This is a genomic window from Neobacillus sp. DFD-2R, from assembly GCF_057747865.1.
In genome coordinates, this window is record NZ_CM173228.1 from 5020001 (window position 1) to 5042558 (window position 22558).

Annotated in this window: 14 protein-coding genes, 4 rRNA genes and 1 riboswitch (1 of these 19 only partly in view); of the genes, 2 read left to right on the top strand and 16 right to left on the bottom strand. The window is 40.8% G+C overall.

The window, feature by feature from the left end:
• The 6 genes from AC3ANV_RS25230 to AC3ANV_RS25255 all read right to left on the bottom strand — a co-directional run.
• Positions 1-634, bottom strand: a 16S ribosomal RNA gene (locus AC3ANV_RS25230); it reaches 916 nt to the left of the window's first position.
• A 325-nt stretch (positions 635-959) separates the two neighbouring features.
• A 5S ribosomal RNA gene (gene rrf, locus AC3ANV_RS25235) occupies positions 960-1075 on the bottom strand.
• Between the two features lie 90 nt (positions 1076-1165).
• Positions 1166-4101, bottom strand: a 23S ribosomal RNA gene (locus AC3ANV_RS25240).
• Positions 4102-4341: 240 nt separating this feature from the next.
• A 16S ribosomal RNA gene (locus AC3ANV_RS25245) occupies positions 4342-5891 on the bottom strand.
• The 16S, 23S and 5S rRNA genes sit together here, the layout of an rRNA operon.
• 466 nt (positions 5892-6357) lie before the next feature.
• The gene (locus tag AC3ANV_RS25250) at positions 6358-7170 is read right to left on the bottom strand and encodes a VOC family protein (protein ID WP_488311326.1); all 813 of its coding nucleotides are present in this window, start codon (positions 7168-7170) and stop codon (positions 6358-6360) included.
• 92 nt (positions 7171-7262) lie between these two features.
• Entirely contained in the window at positions 7263-8684 is a 1422-nt protein-coding gene (locus AC3ANV_RS25255; RefSeq protein ID WP_488311327.1) for a tetratricopeptide repeat protein, read from the bottom strand.
• Positions 8685-8983: 299 nt separating this feature from the next.
• Between AC3ANV_RS25255 and AC3ANV_RS25260 the strand changes: the two genes are divergently transcribed.
• Both AC3ANV_RS25260 and AC3ANV_RS25265 read left to right on the top strand, forming a co-directional pair.
• A complete protein-coding gene (locus tag AC3ANV_RS25260) occupies positions 8984-9616 on the top strand; it encodes a radical SAM protein (protein ID WP_488311328.1) in 633 nt (210 codons plus the stop codon).
• A complete protein-coding gene (locus AC3ANV_RS25265) occupies positions 9609-10307 on the top strand; it encodes a radical SAM protein (RefSeq protein WP_488311329.1) in 699 nt (232 codons plus the stop codon). Before AC3ANV_RS25260 ends, AC3ANV_RS25265 begins: the two co-directional genes overlap by 8 nt.
• Positions 10308-10518: 211 nt before the next feature.
• Here AC3ANV_RS25265 and add read toward each other — a convergent pair whose 3' ends face one another.
• The 10 genes from add to AC3ANV_RS25315 all read right to left on the bottom strand — a co-directional run bounded on the left by add (position 10519) and on the right by AC3ANV_RS25315 (position 22544).
• On the bottom strand, positions 10519-11514 hold the full coding sequence (gene add, locus AC3ANV_RS25270) for an adenosine deaminase (protein ID WP_488311330.1): 996 nt from the start codon (positions 11512-11514) through the stop codon (positions 10519-10521).
• Positions 11515-11581: 67 nt separating this feature from the next.
• Positions 11582-11681, bottom strand: a riboswitch (purine riboswitch).
• Between the two features lie 149 nt (positions 11682-11830).
• The gene (locus tag AC3ANV_RS25275) at positions 11831-13063 is read right to left on the bottom strand and encodes an allantoate amidohydrolase (protein WP_488311331.1); all 1233 of its coding nucleotides are present in this window, start codon (positions 13061-13063) and stop codon (positions 11831-11833) included.
• Positions 13064-13703: 640 nt separating this feature from the next.
• A complete protein-coding gene (gene pgmB / locus AC3ANV_RS25280) occupies positions 13704-14378 on the bottom strand; it encodes a beta-phosphoglucomutase (RefSeq protein WP_488311332.1) in 675 nt (224 codons plus the stop codon).
• Between the two features lie 14 nt (positions 14379-14392).
• Complete coding sequence (locus AC3ANV_RS25285; RefSeq protein WP_488311333.1) at positions 14393-15514, bottom strand: glycerate kinase; 1122 nt, start codon at positions 15512-15514, stop codon at positions 14393-14395.
• 15 nt (positions 15515-15529) lie between these two features.
• The gene (locus tag AC3ANV_RS25290) at positions 15530-17758 is read right to left on the bottom strand and encodes a glycoside hydrolase family 65 protein (protein ID WP_488311334.1); all 2229 of its coding nucleotides are present in this window, start codon (positions 17756-17758) and stop codon (positions 15530-15532) included.
• Positions 17755-18792 (bottom strand): Gfo/Idh/MocA family protein, encoded by a 1038-nt coding sequence (locus AC3ANV_RS25295; RefSeq protein ID WP_488311335.1) that lies wholly within the window; start codon positions 18790-18792, stop codon positions 17755-17757. Before AC3ANV_RS25295 ends, AC3ANV_RS25290 begins: the two co-directional genes overlap by 4 nt.
• A gap of 16 nt (positions 18793-18808) precedes the next feature.
• Positions 18809-19603 (bottom strand): sugar phosphate isomerase/epimerase family protein, encoded by a 795-nt coding sequence (locus AC3ANV_RS25300; protein WP_488311336.1) that lies wholly within the window; start codon positions 19601-19603, stop codon positions 18809-18811.
• Positions 19604-19730: 127 nt separating this feature from the next.
• Entirely contained in the window at positions 19731-20789 is a 1059-nt protein-coding gene (locus AC3ANV_RS25305) for a zinc-dependent alcohol dehydrogenase (RefSeq protein WP_488314335.1), read from the bottom strand.
• A 32-nt stretch (positions 20790-20821) separates the two neighbouring features.
• Positions 20822-21670 (bottom strand): carbohydrate ABC transporter permease, encoded by an 849-nt coding sequence (locus AC3ANV_RS25310; protein ID WP_488314336.1) that lies wholly within the window; start codon positions 21668-21670, stop codon positions 20822-20824.
• A complete protein-coding gene (locus tag AC3ANV_RS25315; protein ID WP_488311337.1) occupies positions 21663-22544 on the bottom strand; it encodes a carbohydrate ABC transporter permease in 882 nt (293 codons plus the stop codon). The genes AC3ANV_RS25310 and AC3ANV_RS25315 overlap by 8 nt, the downstream gene beginning before the upstream one ends.
• Positions 22545-22558: the final 14 nt, after the last annotated feature.

A 22558-nucleotide genomic window follows, 5' to 3' on the forward strand; every position in this document is an offset into this window, starting at 1 on the left:
CCACGGTTGAGCCGTGGGCTTTCACATCAGACTTAAAGGACCGCCTGCGCGCGCTTTACGCCCAATAATTCCGGACAACGCTTGCCACCTACGTATTACCGCGGCTGCTGGCACGTAGTTAGCCGTGGCTTTCTGGTTAGGTACCGTCAAGGTACCGGCAGTTACTCCGGTACTTGTTCTTCCCTAACAACAGAGCTTTACGACCCGAAGGCCTTCATCGCTCACGCGGCGTTGCTCCGTCAGACTTTCGTCCATTGCGGAAGATTCCCTACTGCTGCCTCCCGTAGGAGTCTGGGCCGTGTCTCAGTCCCAGTGTGGCCGATCACCCTCTCAGGTCGGCTACGCATCGTCGCCTTGGTGAGCCGTTACCTCACCAACTAGCTAATGCGCCGCGGGCCCATCTGTAAGTGACAGCCGAAACCGTCTTTCAGCTTTTCCTCATGTGAGGAAAAGGATTATCCGGTATTAGCTCCGGTTTCCCGAAGTTATCCCAGTCTTACAGGCAGGTTGCCCACGTGTTACTCACCCGTCCGCCGCTAACCTTCAGGAGCAAGCTCCTAAAGATTCGCTCGACTTGCATGTATTAGGCACGCCGCCAGCGTTCGTCCTGAGCCAGGATCAAACTCTCCAAGAAAGTTGATTAGCTCATTTGTTACGTTGGCTTAGCTTCACTTTCTTACGAAAGATCCACTAATAGTTATTGTTTGTTTGCACGATTTTGTTTGTTTAGTTTTCAAAGAACAAAGCTGCTAATTAAAATAGCGACAAAAACTATCATATCACATTGCTTCTTATATATCAACTGAAAATTACTTTCTTTTGAAAAGATATTTTTAACTGATGTACTTTTTGAAGCAACTTTTACATGATAACACCGTTGGTGTTTCAATGCAATATAAAGTTTTTATTTTTTCTCCAAAAGGAGATTTTAAAGACAGAGAATAGCTTCTTTGTCTTTCGCCTGGCAACGTCCTACTCTCACAGGGACAAAGTCCCAACTACCATCGGCGCTGAGAAGCTTAACTTCCGTGTTCGGTATGGGAACGGGTGTGACCTTCTCGCCATTGCTGCCAGACTATTTTCTTTGAGGTTTCATTCCCTCAAAACTGGATAATGCAGAAGAAGTTTGGTAAAAACGAGTTCACCTTGTTCATATAAATATGACTTGGTTAAGTCCTCGAACGATTAGTATCAGTCAGCTCCACACGTCACCGCGCTTCCACCTCTGACCTATCAACCTGATCATCTTTCAGGGTTCTTACTAGCTTGACGCTATGGGAAATCTCATCTTGAGGGGGGCTTCATGCTTAGATGCTTTCAGCACTTATCCCGTCCGCACATAGCTACCCAGCGATGCCTTTGGCAAGACAACTGGTACACCAGCGGTGCGTCCATCCCGGTCCTCTCGTACTAAGGACAGCTCCTCTCAAATTTCCTGCGCCCACGACGGATAGGGACCGAACTGTCTCACGACGTTCTGAACCCAGCTCGCGTACCGCTTTAATGGGCGAACAGCCCAACCCTTGGGACCGACTACAGCCCCAGGATGCGATGAGCCGACATCGAGGTGCCAAACCTCCCCGTCGATGTGGACTCTTGGGGGAGATAAGCCTGTTATCCCCGGGGTAGCTTTTATCCGTTGAGCGATGGCCCTTCCATGCGGAACCACCGGATCACTAAGCCCGACTTTCGTCCCTGCTCGACTTGTAGGTCTCGCAGTCAAGCTCCCTTGTGCCTTTACACTCTACGAATGATTTCCAACCATTCTGAGGGAACCTTTGGGCGCCTCCGTTACTCTTTAGGAGGCGACCGCCCCAGTCAAACTGCCCACCTGACACTGTCTCCCACCCCGATGAGGGGTGCGGGTTAGAATTTCAATACAGCCAGGGTAGTATCCCACCGACGCCTCCACCGAAGCTAGCGCTCCGGCTTCTACGGCTCCTACCTATCCTGTACAAGCTGTACCAAAATTCAATATCAGGCTACAGTAAAGCTCCACGGGGTCTTTCCGTCCTGTCGCGGGTAACCTGCATCTTCACAGGTACTATAATTTCACCGAGTCTCTCGTTGAGACAGTGCCCAGATCGTTACGCCTTTCGTGCGGGTCGGAACTTACCCGACAAGGAATTTCGCTACCTTAGGACCGTTATAGTTACGGCCGCCGTTTACTGGGGCTTCGATTCAGAGCTTCGCTTGCGCTAACCCCTCCTCTTAACCTTCCAGCACCGGGCAGGCGTCAGCCCCTATACTTCGCCTTGCGGCTTCGCAGAGACCTGTGTTTTTGCTAAACAGTCGCCTGGGCCTATTCACTGCGGCTCTTCGAGGCTATTCACCCCAAAGAGCACCCCTTCTCCCGAAGTTACGGGGTCATTTTGCCGAGTTCCTTAACGAGAGTTCTCTCGCTCACCTTAGGATTCTCTCCTCGCCTACCTGTGTCGGTTTGCGGTACGGGCACCTTTTATCTCGCTAGAGGCTTTTCTTGGCAGTGTGGAATCAGGAACTTCGGTACTAAATTTCCCTCGCTGTCACAGCTCAGCCTTCACGCAAGCGGGATTTGCCTCACTTGCAGCCTAACTGCTTAGACGCGCATATCCAACAGCGCGCTTACCCTATCCTCCTGCGTCCCCCCGTTGCTCAAACGATAAAGAGGTGGTACAGGAATATCAACCTGTTGTCCATCGCCTACGCCTTTCGGCCTCGGCTTAGGTCCCGACTAACCCTGAGCGGACGAGCCTTCCTCAGGAAACCTTAGGCATTCGGTGGATGAGATTCTCACTCATCTTTCGCTACTCATACCGGCATTCTCACTTCTAAGCGCTCCACCAGTCCTTACGGTCTGACTTCAACGCCCTTAGAACGCTCTCCTACCACTGACATCGAAGATGTCAATCCACAGCTTCGGTGATACGTTTAGCCCCGGTACATTTTCGGCGCAGAGTCACTCGACCAGTGAGCTATTACGCACTCTTTAAATGGTGGCTGCTTCTAAGCCAACATCCTGGTTGTCTAAGCAACTCCACATCCTTTTCCACTTAACGTATACTTTGGGACCTTAGCTGGTGGTCTGGGCTGTTTCCCTTTTGACTACGGATCTTATCACTCGCAGTCTGACTCCCACGGATAAGTCTTTGGCATTCGGAGTTTGTCTGAATTCGGTAACCCGATGAGGGCCCCTAGTCCAAACAGTGCTCTACCTCCAAGACTCTTACTACGTGAGGCTAGCCCTAAAGCTATTTCGGAGAGAACCAGCTATCTCCAAGTTCGATTGGAATTTCTCCGCTACCCACACCTCATCCCCGCACTTTTCAACGTGCGTGGGTTCGGGCCTCCATCCAGTGTTACCTGGACTTCACCCTGGACATGGGTAGATCACCTGGTTTCGGGTCTACGACCACATACTCATTCGCCCTATTCAGACTCGCTTTCGCTGCGGCTCCGTCTCTTCAACTTAACCTTGCATGTAATCGTAACTCGCCGGTTCATTCTACAAAAGGCACGCCATCACCCATGAACGGGCTCTGACTACTTGTAGGCACACGGTTTCAGGAACTATTTCACTCCCCTTCCGGGGTGCTTTTCACCTTTCCCTCACGGTACTGGTTCACTATCGGTCACTAGGGAGTATTTAGCCTTGGGAGATGGTCCTCCCTGCTTCCGACCGGATTTCACGTGTCCGGCCGTACTCAGGATCCACTCAGGAGGGAACGAAGTTTCAACTACAGGGTTTTTACCTTCTATGACGGACCTTTCCAGATCGCTTCATCTACCCCGTTCCTTTGTAACTCCATGTTGAGTGTCCTACAACCCCAAGAGGCAAGCCTCTTGGTTTGGGCTATGTCCCGTTTCGCTCGCCGCTACTCAGGGAATCGCGTTTGCTTTCTCTTCCTCCGGGTACTTAGATGTTTCAGTTCCCCGGGTATGCCTTCCATACCCTATGTATTCAGGTAAAGATATTGCTCCATTACGAGCAATGGGTTTCCCCATTCGGAAATCTCCGGATCAAAGCTTACTTACAGCTCCCCGAAGCATATCGGTGTTAGTCCCGTCCTTCATCGGCTCCTAGTGCCAAGGCATTCACCGTGCGCCCTTTCTAACTTAACCTAAAAGGTTTAATTCTCTTACATAATAAGAGAGAAAACTAAAATGGCAAGGAAAAATTGAACTGCATTTTTCCCTATAACTCGGTTCTTACTTTGACTTCTTCTTTACGATTATCCAGTTTTCAAAGAACGAATAAAAAAAGCTTCGAGAGATTAATTGCTCTCTCAAAACTAAACAAACAAAGAACGTGTTTCAAACAAACTGTTTTGTCCGGCTCATATGTCCGGCATATATCCTTAGAAAGGAGGTGATCCAGCCGCACCTTCCGATACGGCTACCTTGTTACGACTTCACCCCAATCATCTGTCCCACCTTAGGCGGCTGGCTCCTTACGGTTACCCCACCGACTTCGGGTGTTACAAACTCTCGTGGTGTGACGGGCGGTGTGTACAAGGCCCGGGAACGTATTCACCGCGGCATGCTGATCCGCGATTACTAGCGATTCCGGCTTCATGTAGGCGAGTTGCAGCCTACAATCCGAACTGAGAATGGTTTTATGGGATTGGCTCGACCTTGCGGTTTTGCAGCCCTTTGTACCATCCATTGTAGCACGTGTGTAGCCCAGGTCATAAGGGGCATGATGATTTGACGTCATCCCCACCTTCCTCCGGTTTGTCACCGGCAGTCACCTTAGAGTGCCCAACTGAATGCTGGCAACTAAGATCAAGGGTTGCGCTCGTTGCGGGACTTAACCCAACATCTCACGACACGAGCTGACGACAACCATGCACCACCTGTCACTCTGTCCCCCGAAGGGGAAAGCCCTATCTCTAGGGGTGTCAGAGGATGTCAAGACCTGGTAAGGTTCTTCGCGTTGCTTCGAATTAAACCACATGCTCCACCGCTTGTGCGGGCCCCCGTCAATTCCTTTGAGTTTCAGCCTTGCGGCCGTACTCCCCAGGCGGAGTGCTTAATGCGTTAGCTGCAGCACTAAAGGGCGGAAACCCTCTAACACTTAGCACTCATCGTTTACGGCGTGGACTACCAGGGTATCTAATCCTGTTTGCTCCCCACGCTTTCGCGCCTCAGCGTCAGTTACAGACCAGAAAGTCGCCTTCGCCACTGGTGTTCCTCCACATCTCTACGCATTTCACCGCTACACGTGGAATTCCACTTTCCTCTTCTGCACTCAAGTCCCCCAGTTTCCAATGACCCTCCACGGTTGAGCCGTGGGCTTTCACATCAGACTTAAAGGACCGCCTGCGCGCGCTTTACGCCCAATAATTCCGGACAACGCTTGCCACCTACGTATTACCGCGGCTGCTGGCACGTAGTTAGCCGTGGCTTTCTGGTTAGGTACCGTCAAGGTACCGGCAGTTACTCCGGTACTTGTTCTTCCCTAACAACAGAGCTTTACGACCCGAAGGCCTTCATCGCTCACGCGGCGTTGCTCCGTCAGACTTTCGTCCATTGCGGAAGATTCCCTACTGCTGCCTCCCGTAGGAGTCTGGGCCGTGTCTCAGTCCCAGTGTGGCCGATCACCCTCTCAGGTCGGCTACGCATCGTCGCCTTGGTGAGCCGTTACCTCACCAACTAGCTAATGCGCCGCGGGCCCATCTGTAAGTGACAGCCGAAACCGTCTTTCAGCTTTTCCTCATGTGAGGAAAAGGATTATCCAGTATTAGCTCCGGTTTCCCGAAGTTATCCCAGTCTTACAGGCAGGTTGCCCACGTGTTACTCACCCGTCCGCCGCTAACCTTCAGGAGTAAACTCCTAAAGATTCGCTCGACTTGCATGTATTAGGCACGCCGCCAGCGTTCGTCCTGAGCCAGGATCAAACTCTCCAAGAAAGTTGATTAGCTCATTTGTTACGTTGGCTTAGCTTCACTTTCTTACGTAAGTTCCACTAATAGTTATTGTTTGTTTGCACGATTTTGTTTGTTTAGTTTTCAAAGAACTATTTTTCAAGACAGAATATCAATATATCACTTTGTCTCAGAAATGTCAAATACTTTTTTTAAACTCCTTCGCTTGAAATTAGCGACAAGAAATATAATATCAAAATAAATCATCTTCGTCAACTACTTTAGCAATAAATATCAAAGAAAAAAACTTCTTTTATTAACATCCCTTAGCGGGAATTATTATATTACTATTATATATTTAGGAAGTCAATAACTTTTTGATAAAGAGTTTATTTGACTTCTTTCCATAGATAAATCTAGGGGATTCTTTTTTAAACGCCCTTCAACCCTGATTCCCGGCTTCTACCTCTTCTTTGGTTTATTACGACATTAGGTTTAATAAAATAAATGATCATTGTAGTCGCCAGTAGCCGTTCAACATCTCAAAAAAATGATTTTGATTCGTTTCAGTCAGGGTTACTAAATATGGTGTTTCTCCTTTTTCGTTTAAAACTTTCTCAGCCAGGCCCTCCCCAAACGGTTCACAGAACAACAGCTTTGTGCCGGGTAATTCTATTTTTTTACAACGTGCATTGATTGTTGAATCTATAAACTCCTCACTAGGATAAAGATTAAACAATTTCACCCACGTTTTTAAGGTTTGGTCTAAGTTATGTACAACAAAACCAACGCTCTCAAATTTTGGATTTCCTACGTTGTATGGTCCTATCAATCCTTGTTCTTCTAATTCTGAAAATCTGATCTCATCCGACTTTTCCCATTGGATAAAAAATGGCAAAGAAAGTTCATTTGCTCTATATTCAGAGAAAAGTAGAGACCATCTGATTACTTGTCCATCAGCACGAACTCGTTCACCGGGGAGTGGACCATAAACAGTAAACCCTTCTTCTTTTAACCTTTCAGCTAATTCCTCAATTTGATCTGTTCGAACTGCTATTCTTGCAGGACCTTCCCGATTTTCTTTTGATAACTGTTCAACAATTTGAGTAATCAGCCGATTATCTTCATGTTTTTCAGCAATAAACAAATTTTCAATTCCTAAAAACTCAATATAGCTTAAACCAAAATAAATTAGGGAATTATATGTTCCCCAAGATTCATGACGACCGCCAATGAAACCATGGATTCCTCTTTGTTTTAAAGGAGGAATAACATCCTCCGGCTTTTTAAAGAACCAGACTAGGTGATCAAAAGAAAATTGCATAATATTAATCCTTTCTCGTCTATTTTAGAATAGCATTGAGGGAATATTTCTTTATTTTCATTCCTCTTCTTTAAAATTAATTAGCCATGTTTTCATCCGGTTTCTTGATTACTTTTTAATTGATCGTAAATTTTTATATAGGCGGCCGCTTCTTTTACCATTCCTTTATGTTGATACATTTTACTGATTTTTTGTACAGGTGAAGGGTCCTGTGGCTTAAGTTCCATTTCCCAGTAGAAGCAATCGATGGCTTTATCGAATTGTTTAAATTCTGCATAATAATCCCCCAATTCCATCATCCGATCCGGATCCTCTAACAGTCCTAACATTTTCGTCATTTTGGGAATCACCACTGAATGAGGAAGTAATTTTTGTATAGGTGAAAGTTTTTCAAGAACAGTTTTTAGACTATGCTCTTCCAGCAGTAAAACAGCAAGTTGAAAGATTTTTTGTTCAGATTGTTTGGAATTATCTTTGTGGACTAACTGTTTAAGCATAAAGATGAAATCATCCAGATGAGATACTACAAACCCGGCATTCAAATTCCCCCACAATATATTCAGAATTGCATCATAGGCAGGGGGCAGATCATGGATAAAATTCAATAAATATAAAGCGGCTGTTTCATAACTACCTTTTTGAATCAATTTTTCAATAATTGCCTTGGGCTCAGATAACACTCGATAAGGATTGATTTTAACCTGTATTAAAATTAATATCCATTCTTCCATTGTGACTAACCGTAAAGCAATACCTGTAAACTTTTCAATCGATTCAGCTTTTTGATGCTTTTCTACTTTTTCTAACCAAAGCAATAATAAATTGTCTATACAATCTTGTTTTTCTAAGATTTCTTCTAAAAATATTCGCTTATCCGGATTCGATCTATTTTGAAAGCAATGTAATTCAATAAAAAGAGGATCCTTTTTTTGTATGGAAGGTAAACTTGAGGAATTGTAAAAATCGTGGTAAGTATTGAATTCTTTTGAATTCAGACGCTCATTTGCTGACTTAAATGTAGGTGCAAATTCACTTAAAATTTGAATAACCTGAAATGACTTAATAAAATTTCCGCTTCTTCTATAGTGAAAATAGACCTTGTCAATTATGTTTATAAGATGCTCCTTTTCAAAAAATGTGTCAAGTGTTGTAGCAATATAGGCCATTTCCTTTAGTGAATACTGCATTTGGAGTAGAGAGAGGAGTTTATTTTTATTTGGAATAGTAACGGATTTGTTGGGAATTAATGCGGTTAATATCGGATGAGGAGATTCAACAACAACACCTTCATGAAATGCTTTATTTATAAATGAACCTTCCTCTACATGGCCCAGTTTATCCCCATAAATAAAGGAATTTTTATAGTACACAAGAAAAAATCTATCATTTTCTTCTGTTCGAACATCCACTACTTTGCTCCTTGCAAATATAGCTGCTCGTGTAACAGTACCTTTTAAAATTTTCTTCTTATCTTTTATGGTAATTTCAGTTGGCATTACAAGCTCTTTATACATAAACTTTGCCCCCTATCATAATGGATAAACTGATAAAAATCATCTTTTGATAGCTTTTTTGACTTAATTATACCATAAGTCCGAAAAAAGAGTATTTGCCGGTGCCATACTAAAAGGGTTACTTAGTTGTAATAAAAAGAAGCGGTAACAATTTAAATCATTATCACAAAATCTGAATTTATAATAGTTTATGAACTATTTATGAACAATTAATACTTTGTATAAAATGTCACTGCAAAAGAAAATATTTACCTCTACAATGACATCTGATTCTAAAAATGAAAAGGGTGTTTTAATACATGTCATCTACACGATGGCTCCCTTCCCGCTACAATGCGATTTCACATGCGGATAACGGAGAGCTTATTCTTTATAACAGTTATTCGGGTGCAATTGTTTCATTTTCGATAGAGGAAAAACAAGAAGTGATGTCTGCCTTAAAAAGAGAAGGGATACTAGGAGATTTGTCAGATTTTTTACAACCTTTGGCAGATGCAGGGTTTCTTGTTCCTGAAAATATTGATGAGGAAAAAAGAGCAAGCTTTTTGCATCAATCGCTTCATCGTACGGACACGATGCATCTTGTCCTTATGCCTACGGAAGCGTGTAATTTCCGTTGTACATATTGCTACCAAACGTTTCCCCACGGAAAGATGAAGCTGGAAGTACGTGAAGGCTTAAAGAGATACATAGAGCAAAAAGCAAGTTCCTTACGGCATTTGAACATTAGCTGGTTTGGCGGAGAACCGATGTTAGCTCTTGATGTCATCCAGGACCTAAGTGAATCCATTCTCAAAACTGTGAATCAACATGATATTTCTTATACGGCAGAAATTGTCAACCAATGGATATCTTTTAACATCAGATGCCTTCCGTTCCTTACTAAACCGGAACGTTCGCCGCTATATGATTACGCTCGACGGGATGGCTGATATCCATGATTCACGCCGATTTTTAACAGGTGGCGGGAATACATTTGCTAGAATTATAGAAAACTTAAAAGCTATTCAGCAGATTAATGAAAATTATGAAATTTACATTCGCATTAATTTTGACGAAGCAAACCTAGAAGAAATCCCGAATTTCCTTACATATCTCGGCAGCCTGTTTAGTAATGATCCACGCTTCCAACTATTTTGCCGTCCGGTGGGTCGTTGGGGAGGAGCAAATGATGGCGATTTACCAATCTGCGAGAGTCGTACTGCAGAAACAAAAATTTGGGAATTTTCCGAGTTTGGACTGAACCATGGACTCAATATAAGTTCCATTATTGAATCGGCCTTGATGCCTACAGGATCTGTATGTTATGCTGCCAAACCTCACTCCTTTGCAGTTGGCGCCGATGGACAAATATATAAATGCACCTGTTCTCTTGATGAGGAATTTAACAAGATTGGCACCTTATTTTCAGATGGTTCCATGGAAATTGATTATGACAAAATGGCTCTCTGGGTTACATCTGGAGAAGAAAAAGATTTAGGATGCCAATCCTGCTTTTACCGCCCTTCGTGTCAAGGAAACCATTGTCCATTATATAGATTAAGAACAGGCAAACAACCTTGCTCGTATGAAAAAAGAAAAATAAAACGAGTCTTGCGTTTGATTTATAAACAAAATACTTAAGGGAGGAGTTGAAAAAGATGCGTATTTTGAAACCGGCTATTTCTCCGCAAATAGCAGCTAATTCGGGCAGACTATCTAAATCTGTTCCAGGCAATTTAAAATAAATTTTAAGTTTTATTGCTTTTATATTTAAACAATGAAAATAAAAAAACTGCCTTACTCTCTGAGAGTAACGGCAGCTTTTTATTTTCCGATGAAAAGGAGGCTTTTTTTATAGTATATACTTTTTCAACTTTTCCTTTGTCTCTATATCCGTAAAGCAGGCTTCAACACTATTATCGTAAATTTGTTTATAATCTTCGTAACTAATATTAAACTCGTTAAATACGATGTTACATTCATTCGCCATATTTGTATTAGATACCGTTCTGTTGTCTGTATTAACGGTTACTTTTATTCCATCCTTGTGAAAATGATAGATCGGATGTTCACTAAAATGAGTCACTGCTTTGGTTTGGACGTTACTTGTCGGGCACATTTCAAGAACAACTTGTTTTTCCTTCACTATTTTATATGCTTCAACACAATCCTTTATAAATACTCCGTGTCCTATTCGTTCAGCACCCAAAAGTTCAACTGCCTCTAATACATTTCTTCCGATTCCTGTTTCACCGGCATGTATCGTAACCCTGTAACCATATTCTCTTGCTAAGCGAATTGGTTCTACGAATTTTCTACAAAACCCTTCATCTTCTGATGCGCATAAGTCTATGGCAACCACTCCTTTTCCAAGGAATTTTTTACCCTTTTCTACGACCTCAAAAGCACTATTCGCTGACATCGTTCTCATACATGACAGAATTAAGTTTCCTTTTATATCGTATTGATCTTCTGCATCCTTCAAGCCATCTAAAACACTTTCAATTATTTCTTCAACGTCTAAACCGCTTTTAGTGTGAAGTAATGGAGCAAATCTAACCTCCATATATTTCACATTTTCCAGTGCTGCATCTTCAAAAAGTTCAAAGGTAATTCTTCTTAGACTCTCTTTTGATTGCATAACTAAATTAGGGATAGCGAACTTTTCCAAATATTCATCAAGCGATTCACATTCTAATGGAGCCGTGAGCTCTTTTTGAATCTCTTCGATCTCAAAAGAAGGTATACTGATGCCCTCTTTCTTAGCGATATCTATTATTGTTTCCGGTCTAAGACTACCGTCTAAATGGCAGTGAAGCTCAATTTTAGGTAACGTTGCAAAATTCATAATGGCCTCCTAATATAATGTTTTAAATGAAAAGCAAAAAAAAATTCCTGACTACGAAGAAAATACAAAATTCATGCATCTTCTTCGTAATCAGGAATTATTGGTTCCTGGTAGAGACCTCCAAACCATATCATTGGAGTTATACGAAATTTTTTATTTGATTACTTTTGTTAAAGGATAATAAAATTTATTTTTATTGTCAAGAGGAACACTATTTTATCAAGTTAAGGATTATAGTGTTAACACAGTGAGTACTGCAAAAAAAAAGATGCCCCCGCTTTGAGAGCATTTTTTTCATTGTGTATGAAGCTTCAATTTATTTTGATAACAATGAAAGAACAGTATCCAACACCACATTTACGCCCTTTTCGCAATCTTCCCAAGTGGTTAGTTCTTCTTCACAATGGCTTTTTCCGTTAATACTTGGAACAAATACCATGGCTGAAGGTACATAGCCGGCAATGAATTGAGCATCATGGCCCGCACCGCTAACCATTCGTTTATTTGAATATCCCAGAGATTCCGCTGATTGATCTAACGTTTTTAGAATTCCCTGATCAAACCAAACCGTATCCCGTTCCCATAATTTTGTTGTTTTTACCTCACAGCCCTCGTTTAATCCTAAATACGGGAGTCCTTGGATGAAATCTTTTACGGTGCTTACGACCTCTGTATCTTTATGTCTTGCTTCCAGTGAAAATACAACCTTATTTGGAATGACTGTGTGGATACTCGGATAAACATTTACTCTTCCAATGGTAAAGACTAACTCATTATCTAAAGAACCCAAGCGCCTGCGGATTTCATTTATTAAGTTATTAGCTGCAAAAAGGGCATCTTTTCTCATATTCATCGGGGTTGTTCCCGCATGATCCGATTCACCCGTAATTTCAATTTCATAGCATGCCATCCCTACCACGCATTCAACAACGCCGATAGACAGCGCTTCTTTTTCCAGGATTGGACCTTGTTCAATATGCAATTCCAAATAGGCTGAAGCTTCTTTTAGACGGTTCTCTTCCTTACCATTGTATCCAATGGAATGCAAAGCTTCCTCGAATGTAATTCCCTCCGAATCTTTCTTTTTTAACATGACAGATTTATCAAATTTCCCTGAGAGCACACCGGAAGCCATCATCGAAGGTTCAAATCTCGCCCCCTCTTCATTTGTCCAATTGACAATGGTAATCGGAATTTGAGGCTTAATATGATTCTCCACCAATGTTCGAACTACTTCTAAACCGGCTACGACTCCGAGTACTCCATCAAACCGGCCGCCTTTTTTTACCGTATCCAAATGGGAACCAATGACAAGAGGAGGTTTATTTTCGATACCTTCAAGTGTGGCATACATGCAGCCCATATCATCTACCTTGACTGTTAAGCCTAATTCTTCACAACAAGTACAAAAGTAATCTCTGACTAAACGATCTTCTTCTGATAATGACAACCGCGTTACCCCATTGTTTTCTGTACGGCCGAAGTTTGCAAATCGTTCAAGTTCATCTTTAAGTCTTTCCCCATTAATCAATAACTTTTGTCTTTGCATGAATAAACACTCCTTTTTATTATGGATAGGTATACTCACCAATAGAAATAAATACTTGTAGCATTTAGTTATTTCATCTGTAAGTGATTCCCTGGAGTTAGGGCAAAGAGAGCATGGCTTCGCCAAGAACTGCAAGAGCTATTCGGCCGGGGGTTTAATAGTAACGATCTATAAAGCAGTTCTTGCGTGTATTTATGTAAATATTCAGTTATTATTAATTATATAACAGTACCTACAGCTGTCATTAGACAAAACATCAAATTTTTCTCATAATTTGTTTTATAGTTTGTATGATTGCTAAAATACCCTTTAGGTTGATTATGCTTTTTACCTGCTAATCCTCCATCGACCTCACCCCATAGATAAATCCAGGGGATTCTTTTTTAAACCTTCATCAAAGCCGCCTTCTCAAGCACTTTTTGTGATCCAATGTTATCGTCGAGGAAGTCTGCGGTAACCATTTTTTACTTCTGACAAAGTAAAAGAAAAAACTCCTCAATATCGAGGAGTTAGAGCATTCCTTGGATAAAGGCTGTATTTTCTCCTTTATCTTTTATAAATTCATAGGGCAAAAAAATGTCCATTGCACGTGGACAATAGCAATCATTTGTCCACGAACGGTGCCTGTCACCAAAATCGATCAATCTTTCCAATTTACAAAGCTTTCCTTTATTAGAACCCAGCGAAGTTGATTGGTAGTTTCGACGAGATAATCAGCTTTCTGAAGTGTGCTTCCTACTCCAACTGCAAACATTCCACTTGATTTAATAGCCTCAATTCCAGCAGAAGCATCCTCAATTCCAATCGATCGTTGAGGTGCCGCTCCCAGTCCTTCACATGCCGTAAGGAAAATTTCCGGATCTGGTTTAGATTTGCTGATTTTGGCAGCATCTGCAACAAAATCAAATTCAGCTTCTAAATTTAAAGCTTTTAAAACCGTACCTGCATTTTTCGAAACAGACGCAAGTCCAATCGAAATGCCTTCTGCTTTTATATTTGCTATTAATTCAAGAATGCCAGGTAAAATAGCGGTTGGTGTTAATTCTTTCAAAAAGTGACAATAATGAAGGTTTTTCCTTTCAGCCATTACTACTTTTTCTAATAAAGTAAAGTCGTTTTGCCGATTTCCCTCTTGTAAAATTAACTCAAGGGAATCCATGCGGCTAACACCTTTTAGCCTTTCATTAAAAACCTCGTCGATTGTAATCCCCAGATCCTCCGCCAGTTGTTTCCAAGCTAAGTAATGAAAATGTGCCGTATCCGTGATTACCCCATCAAGATCGAAAACAACCGCATCGATTATCCCTTTTTCCATATTTTATTTCCCCCTTATCGTAGCAAAGATGCAATATTTCGAGCTGTTCTCTCAATATTGGCAAATGCATTACCCATGATCGTGTCGATTGGAAGGATGGCTGGAATGGTAGGAAAAATAGCGTCAATACCATAGTCATAAAGTGCTTCACTGTCAGTGCCGACACTGCCGCAAACGGCGATTACTTTCGCTTGTGGCGGAGCACATGACGCTACACCTACAGGAGCTTTTCCATATATGGTTTGCCCATCTATTTTCCCTTCTCCAACAATAACAATGTCAGCATCCTGACAAACATCCCTTACATTTAATTGGTCCAAGACCAGTTCAATGCCTTTTTTGATTGTTGCGTTTGCAAATAATAATAGCCCCGCACCCATGCCGCCACCTGCACCACTTCCTGGTATGTCCGCAACTGTTTTACCTATACTCTCGCCAGCCATTTGAAAAAACCTTCCCATTGCTTGGTCCACTTCTGCTAAACTGCTTTCAGGAAGCCCTTTTTGTGGACCATACACATAAGTGGCACCGTTTTTACCAGTCAGCGTATTTTCAACATCTGCGGCAATCGTAATTTTCACATCATCTAATTTCTTATTGTAATGGACATCTGAAATTGAAACAGCGTGAAATAAATCTTGACCAGTGCCATTTACCAATCTGCCATTAGGATCAAAAAATTGGTAACCCAGAGCAGAAGCCATTCCCATTCCGCCGTCATTCGTTGCACTGCCGCCAACTCCAATAATGAGCTCGTTTGCGCCACGATGGATGGCATAACTAATCAGCTCTCCTACACCATAAGAAGTGGTTTGAAGCGGATTACGCTGATGAGAGGGAACGAGGTGCAATCCACAAGCCTCTGCCATTTCAATATACGCCTTTTGGCCGTCACCGGAAAAAGCTATTTTTGCCTTAACCGGTTCATTTAATGGTCCCGTTACAGAAATCGTTTCAATCTTTCCACCGCAAGCGGATGCCAATGCCTGAACTGTTCCCTCACCGCCATCAGCTATAGGAAGCAAATGATACTCTGCCTCGGGAAAAAACGTCATGAAACCAGCCTTGATAGCTTTAGCCACTTGATCTGCAGCTAAACTTTCTTTAAATGAATCTGGTGCAATCACAATTTTCATTGTTTTCTCCTTGTATTATAAAGTCACTTCAATTCGGTCAGTTAAGCTGTATTTAATCCCGTTAATTTCAAGTAATAGTTCAGGTCCCGAAACCTTAGAAACTACAATTCTCTCATGCGTTAACTTAAATTCTAAACGACGCCCAAGCAAAGTTAGTGGAAAACCAAGCTCTGACCAATTTTTCGGTAAATTAGGATTGAGGATCAGATGATTATTTTTTAACGCAATATTCGCAAATCCGAATATTGTTGCTAGCCAAATTGCTCCAAGTGATGCAGCATGTAGTCCTTCATCAGATGAATGAGGATTCGAACCCAAATCGATTAAGCAGGCTTCCTGAAAAAAGCGGTAGGCCTCATCATTTTCACCACATCTTGCTGCAACAATGGCATGAATCGCTTTGCTTAGCGAAGAATCATGAATGGTATGCTTTTCATAGTAATCTAAATTTTCTGATACCACACTGTTTGGGAATAAATCCGGAAACAGATATAATAGCATGACAACATCTGCTTGTTTTAAAATTTGCATTTCATTCACTTCTTGGCGAGAATAATCCAATAATATGCCTTGGCTGCCCTGATTTTCTTTATAACGTGTCAAGTCAATTTCCGGCTTACTTAAAAATGTATCGTCCTGCGGAATAATTTGATACTCATTCGGCTGCGGTAAATATAAACGATTAAGGAATACTTGCCCTTGTTCTACCAGATGCTTATCAGCAACACCAAACTTATCCATAAAATAAAGGGCTTGTTCAACATTGTAATATGCCATAAAATTGGTATAGGCATTATTATCAATGTGCTCTGTATACTCATCAGGACCAATGACATTTTTTATTGCAAGCTGCCCATTCTCTTCAACAGCACGGCTAATCCAAAAGCGGGCCGTATCTTTAAGTAAAGCAAGCCCTTCTTGTTTCATAAATTCTTCATCACGTGTCGTTTGATAATATTGTACAACGGTGTAAGCTATATCTGCCACAATGTGATGTTCTGCTAACGCAGAAGCTACTTTTTGCCGTTTACCTGTTTTAATATTGATTGCAGCAAATTCAGGTGTTTCTTCTTCTCCTGAAAAAGCACTTTCCCATGGAAACAATGCTCCCTTATAGCCATTTCGTTCAGCCTTTTCTTTTGCTTGCTGCAAATGTAAATATCGATAGGTTAGTAGTTTCTTGGCCGTTTTTGGTTCTGTAAAAAGATGAAAAGGTGCAAGAAAAATTTCGGTATCCCAAAAAATATGCCCTTTATAACCTTCACCTGTTAATCCTTTTGCACCGATACTAAAACGCTCATCATGAGCAGGTGTCATAATCTCGATATGATAGAGGGCGAAATCCATTGCTGTTTGATCGAATTCGTTTGTAGAGGAAATTTGGACACGTTTTTGCTGCCAAAATTCCTGCCATTTCAGAGCAGACTTTTCGAGTAATGCGTTATATCCGTATGGAGCATTTAATTTTAACTCTTTAATACTAGCTGTTTCCGGGTCTTTTCCATCCTCGCCTTGATCAAGAGAGGTAAATACTGTCGCAATTTTTTCAAGGATAAATGGTGTGTTAATATTAAGGCCCTTCTTGATAGTTGTTTGCAGCTGCCTATTTTTCGCTGCAAAGGAAACGTCACTTTCAATCGAGCAATAACAACTCGCGGCAACAGCAATTGTGTGTCCGGATTCAGTTGTCTTATAAACACCCTGCATCACTTCTTCTTCAAAAACACGTACCTTTTCTTCTATTAAATGTTGTCTACCAAAGTTAGATTGTTGTGCATTGATACCCGTAACGATTTTTATCTTTGCCTTTTTATCTAAGCTGGTTACCGTCATTTTAGATGCTAATAAATGCAAGTTATTTTTAGCTGCGAATCGTTGGAAAACCAATTGAAATCGGGCACCGTCCTTGTTCTTCCAAAAAAGCTCACGTTTTATTTCCCCTGTGGCAAGGTTCAAATGGCGTTCATATGAAAGAATTTCACCATTTAACATGGAGAAGATTTCACCGTCAATTTCGATTCTCATTCCTAATAGGTCAGGTAAATTCACTAAATCAGATGTTTCGTTTTCAGTGGCTTTGTTATAAATCCCCGCCACAAACATACCACGGTTTTGTTCGATATAATCTTCCTCAAACGCGGCACGCACGCCTAGGTAACCATTTCCTAAAGTCATTAAACTAGCAAACTTATTTATATAATGTAAATCAAATTTTTTGTCGTAGATTACTTGTTCGTTTTTCATAAGGACACACTCTCACCTTTTTGAGCAGATTGATATAGAGCCTCTATTAGTTGTTGGATGATGTATCCTTGTTTTCCGTCCGCAACCATTACTTCTTTCCCTAAACACTTGTCAACAAAAGCAGCCATACTTTTTTCATGACGGTTCAAATCTGCAATTTCTCGATTTAAAAGATAGACCAGTTCGCCGCTTTCATCCGTATATATCTGTGCAGGAAAAAGAGTTGCTCCTGCTTGATCCCCACAAAATTCAACGTTCATAATGGACGTTTCTTTTATATTTAAGGCAAATGAAGTTTCTAGTTGTAATAAGCGGCCGCCTTCTAACTCAACAAATCCAAAAAGGGAATCCTCTACTTCAAATTTTGTAGGATCCCATTCTCCAAGTGTCCCCCGGGATTTCTTAGTTCCAATTTTCTGATACATTTTCGCTGTAACCTTCTTTATTTTCGGAAAACCAAGTACATATAATGCAGCATCCAACATATGGACACCTAAATCAATAAGAGGTCCGCCACCTTGTATTTCTTTATTGGTAAAACTTCCCCATCCGGGAATTCCACAACGGCGTAAAGCTTTTACCTTCACAACATAGATTTCTCCTAGAACGCCTTCATCTACATTTTCACGTAAAATTCTCACATCATCTGCAAAACGGTGGTGAAAATCATAGGCGAGTAGACAATCGTTTTTTTCAGCAGCCTCTTGCATTTTCTTTGCATCATCGGCGGAAATAGCAGGAGGCTTCTCACACATGACATCACAGCCAGCTTCCAAAGCTTGCATGACATTTTCAAAATGAAACCGATTAGGAGTGCAAACACTTACTATGTCTGGTTTTTCAATAAAATACATTTCAGCTGCATCTGTATAATAACGAGGGATACCATTACGCTCAGCAAAGTTCTTTGCATTGTCAGAGTTTGGACTCACAACGGCGACAATTTCAATTTCTTCCCGTGTTTGATAGTAAGAAACATGAACTTTTTCTGCTACTTGTCCTGCTCCAATAATTGCAACTCTCTTTTTACTCACGATGATACTTCTCCTCTCAGACTAAAGATTCTTGTAAGTGACGCAATGCTGTAACATATTCTGCTTCCGGATCGTTACCGCGAACACGGCATTCAATTGTTAAGAAACCTTCATATCCATCTTCTTTTAATTGCTTGAAATACTTTTTAAAATCGAGCGATCCGCTGCCAGGTTGATAGCGGTGGTTATCAGCCAGGTGTATATGACCAATTAAGTCCCGATTCTGATGTAAGGCTGTAGAAATGTCATCTTCTTCAATATTCATATGATAAAAATCGGCAATGATTTTGACGTTTTTTAACCCATTTTCTTCTATATATCTTCTCGCATCTGAAAGGGTGTTAATCATATGATCCTGATAGCGGTTCAACGGTTCTAAGAAAATAGTGGTTTCTGTTTCTCCTGCTACTTTATTCAAGTAAATAAGGGATTCACTAACCGCCTTTCGGTCCCCTGCTTGACTCCTTGGAGAAACCATTGGAGGCAAGCGGAAAGTAAACATTCCCCAAGCTGCCGGTACAACAATCCCTTTTCCACCGACTACCTGTAATGCTTCAAGAATTCGTTTTATTTCGGCTAAGCCGTTTAATCTTCGTTCTTCAATAAAGTCCCCTATCCAGCCGCTATAGCCACCGCAAGCTGTCGTGACCAGGATTCCCGTTTCAGCAATTGCTTCTTTTACTTCATCTAAATGATCGACTAAAAATTTGCCGTCAATTTCAAAACCTTCAAAACCCACTTTTTTTAAATATCGTAACTTCTCCTTAATATCTTCCGGAAAAAACGCTTGGTTTTGTGTACCGATTTTCATGGAATCTCCTCCTTTTTACGGATGCAAAGTCAAAATCTCTATTAAACTAAAACGAATGGACTTTAGCTTTCTTTATCCCGTAACTTACAAACATTTTATTATTAGACCGTCCTAAAGTTTTAAACTGTTATTTTTTATATTCAATTCCCATCTTTATACTTAACTCCGGATGTTGATCCACGTAATGCATATAGGCTTCAGCGCTCTCTTCAAATGAAACAATCGGATCAATTATATCTTCACAATTAAGATAGCCGTTCATTAACAATTCCCAGCATGTATCTTCAATCCGTTTACGATTCCAGCGCGGGTAATCAGGATTTGGCTCACTTGCTGCACGAGAGAAAACAATTTTTGCATTGTTGAAATGTGCCTCCCGGCCAAAATTCAATCCTGCAGGAAAAGCTTTGCCAAATGCCACATAAGAAATCGTTCCTCCATATGCAATGCCTTTTAATGCATCTTGAAGAGCTGCGGAATTACCGCTAGTTTCAATAATGGAATCAGCACCCATTTTATTTGTCAGCTTTTTCACTTCAAAACCTACATCACAAGAAGTAGGATTGAAACAAACATCCGCACCATTACGTAGAGCAATTTCACAGCGATGTGCAATTGGATCAACACCAACAACGATGCTTGCACCTGCTTTTTTCGCCAGTTGAATCGCAATTTGGCCAATCGCCCCCAAACCAACAACGACTACATAATCACCCGCACGGACATTTGCATCACGTACTCCACTCAAAGCGAACTGTGCCGGATCATAACAAACAGCGTTTTGCCATTTTGCACCAGCTGGCATTTTACGTAATCGATGGTTACTAATTGCATTTACAAAAACTGTTTCCATTATTGGACCATACGTACAAACAGTTTCTCCTAACTGGTATTGCGTTACTTCACTGCCCATTTCAACAATTTTTCCAACAACCATATTTCCTAGCTGGAATTCTCCAAAAACGATTCCAGGAGTTGCCCCCTCTTCACGAGGCATGAACATGCGCCATTCTTCTGAAAAATTCTCATCCATGAAAGGTGTTAGCCCTCTAAAGTCAATAACTTCGGTACCGTGCTTAGGTGCAGCAAACTCTACATCGATTTTTACTTCATTTGGTTGTACATGACGTTCTTCATATTCTACCAATGCAGCTACTCTTGGTTGTACAGCAACTAGTTTTTTCATCATTCATTACTTCCTCTCATTTTTTGTAGCGATTAACCTTTTACGCCGCCTTCAGTTAAGTTTCCTTTAATAAAATGCTCAGATATGGCATACATGATCACGACTGGCAGTGCTGTTACTAGCGATGCTGCCATCATTCTCCCCCAGATATAATCCGGTGTACTAAACAATGCATTTAAACCAATTGGTAAGGTAAAGTTTGCTGAATCCGATAAGAAAATGGATGCGAACAAATAATCATTCCATGCGATCATAAAAGAATAAACAAATACTGACATAATTCCAGAGATAGATAATGGGATAATAATATGAAAAATGATTTGAATTCGATTTAACCCATCAATCATTGCCGCTTCTTCAAGGTCATTTGGAATCGTATCAAAATAACTTTTTAACATAAAAATTGCTGTCGGCAATGTTTGCACGATCATTGTAATAATCAACGAGGTTTTTGTATCATATAAGCCCATACCAGAAATGATTTTAAATAAAGGTACAACTAGCAAAATGCCAGAAAACATATAAACAGTATAAAAACTAGCATTGATTGTTAAACGTCCCTTGAATTTTAATCTTGATAGGGCATAGGCTCCAAAAATCCCAATAACAACGGATAATATTGAAGCAATAAGTGACACGGTTAAACTATTATTAAAATAGGAAAGAAACGGAAAGATATCCGGATTGAAGATATCCCGATAATGCTCAAATGTCCACTCCTTCGGGAGAAAGGATGGGTTTGTTGCAACCGCCTCTTTTGGGCTTTTAAAGGAGGTCATCAGCATAATGAAAAACGGAAATAAGGAGATGATTAAAATCCCTATAAGAGCTGCATAAAACCCCATTGTCTTCGTTACTTTATTCTTTTTACTACTAGCCATTGCCATTTAAGTTCACCCGCTTTCTTGCTCCCATAATAACCAAGAAGAGAATAATAAACAGAATTACTGAAATGGATGATGCTTTACCTAGATCATTGAAGGCAAAAGCTGTTTGATATAAGTAAATTCCAAGAATATTCACTTTGTTTGTTAAAAGATAAACATCAGTAAACATATAGAACATCCAAATTGAGCGTAATGTTATAACTGTTAGTAAGACAGGCATAATGGCTGGTAATGTTACAATTTTAAATTTATCCCATGCACTTGCTCCATCTATTTCCGCTGCTTCATATAAAGTTGAATCAATTGTTTGAAGAATAGCTAGAAAAGATATGAATGCGTAAGGGAAATATCTCCAAATAGCAAAAAGCACGACTAAAATAAAACTACTAACAGGGTTATCAAACCAAAGAGGTGCTTCTTTGAACAAATGAAGAATGTCTCCTCCTATATAGTTCACAACACCATAGCCGTTATTAAACATATATTTCCAAGCAAAAATCAAGGAAATAGACGGTGTCACATATGACAGAATGATTAATGATCGGGCAGTTTTACGAAATTTGAACGGACGATTAAAGAAAATCGCAATTGCCAAACCCACTCCTGTACTTCCTACGACTGTACAAATCATGTATAAAATAGTTACACCTAATGATTTGTAAAACTCTCCATCCTTAAGAATCTCGATATAATTTTTTAATCCAACAAAAGTGGCACTTAAACGTTGATTAATAGGTTGATCAAAGAAACTGATTTGTATGTTAGATATCATTGGATATGCTACAAGCAATAATAATAAGAAAATGCTTGGAAATAAAAGTGCAATTGCTAATTTCACATCCGATTTTTCTCTCATTTTCGTTTTCATAGTACCTCCCTGTG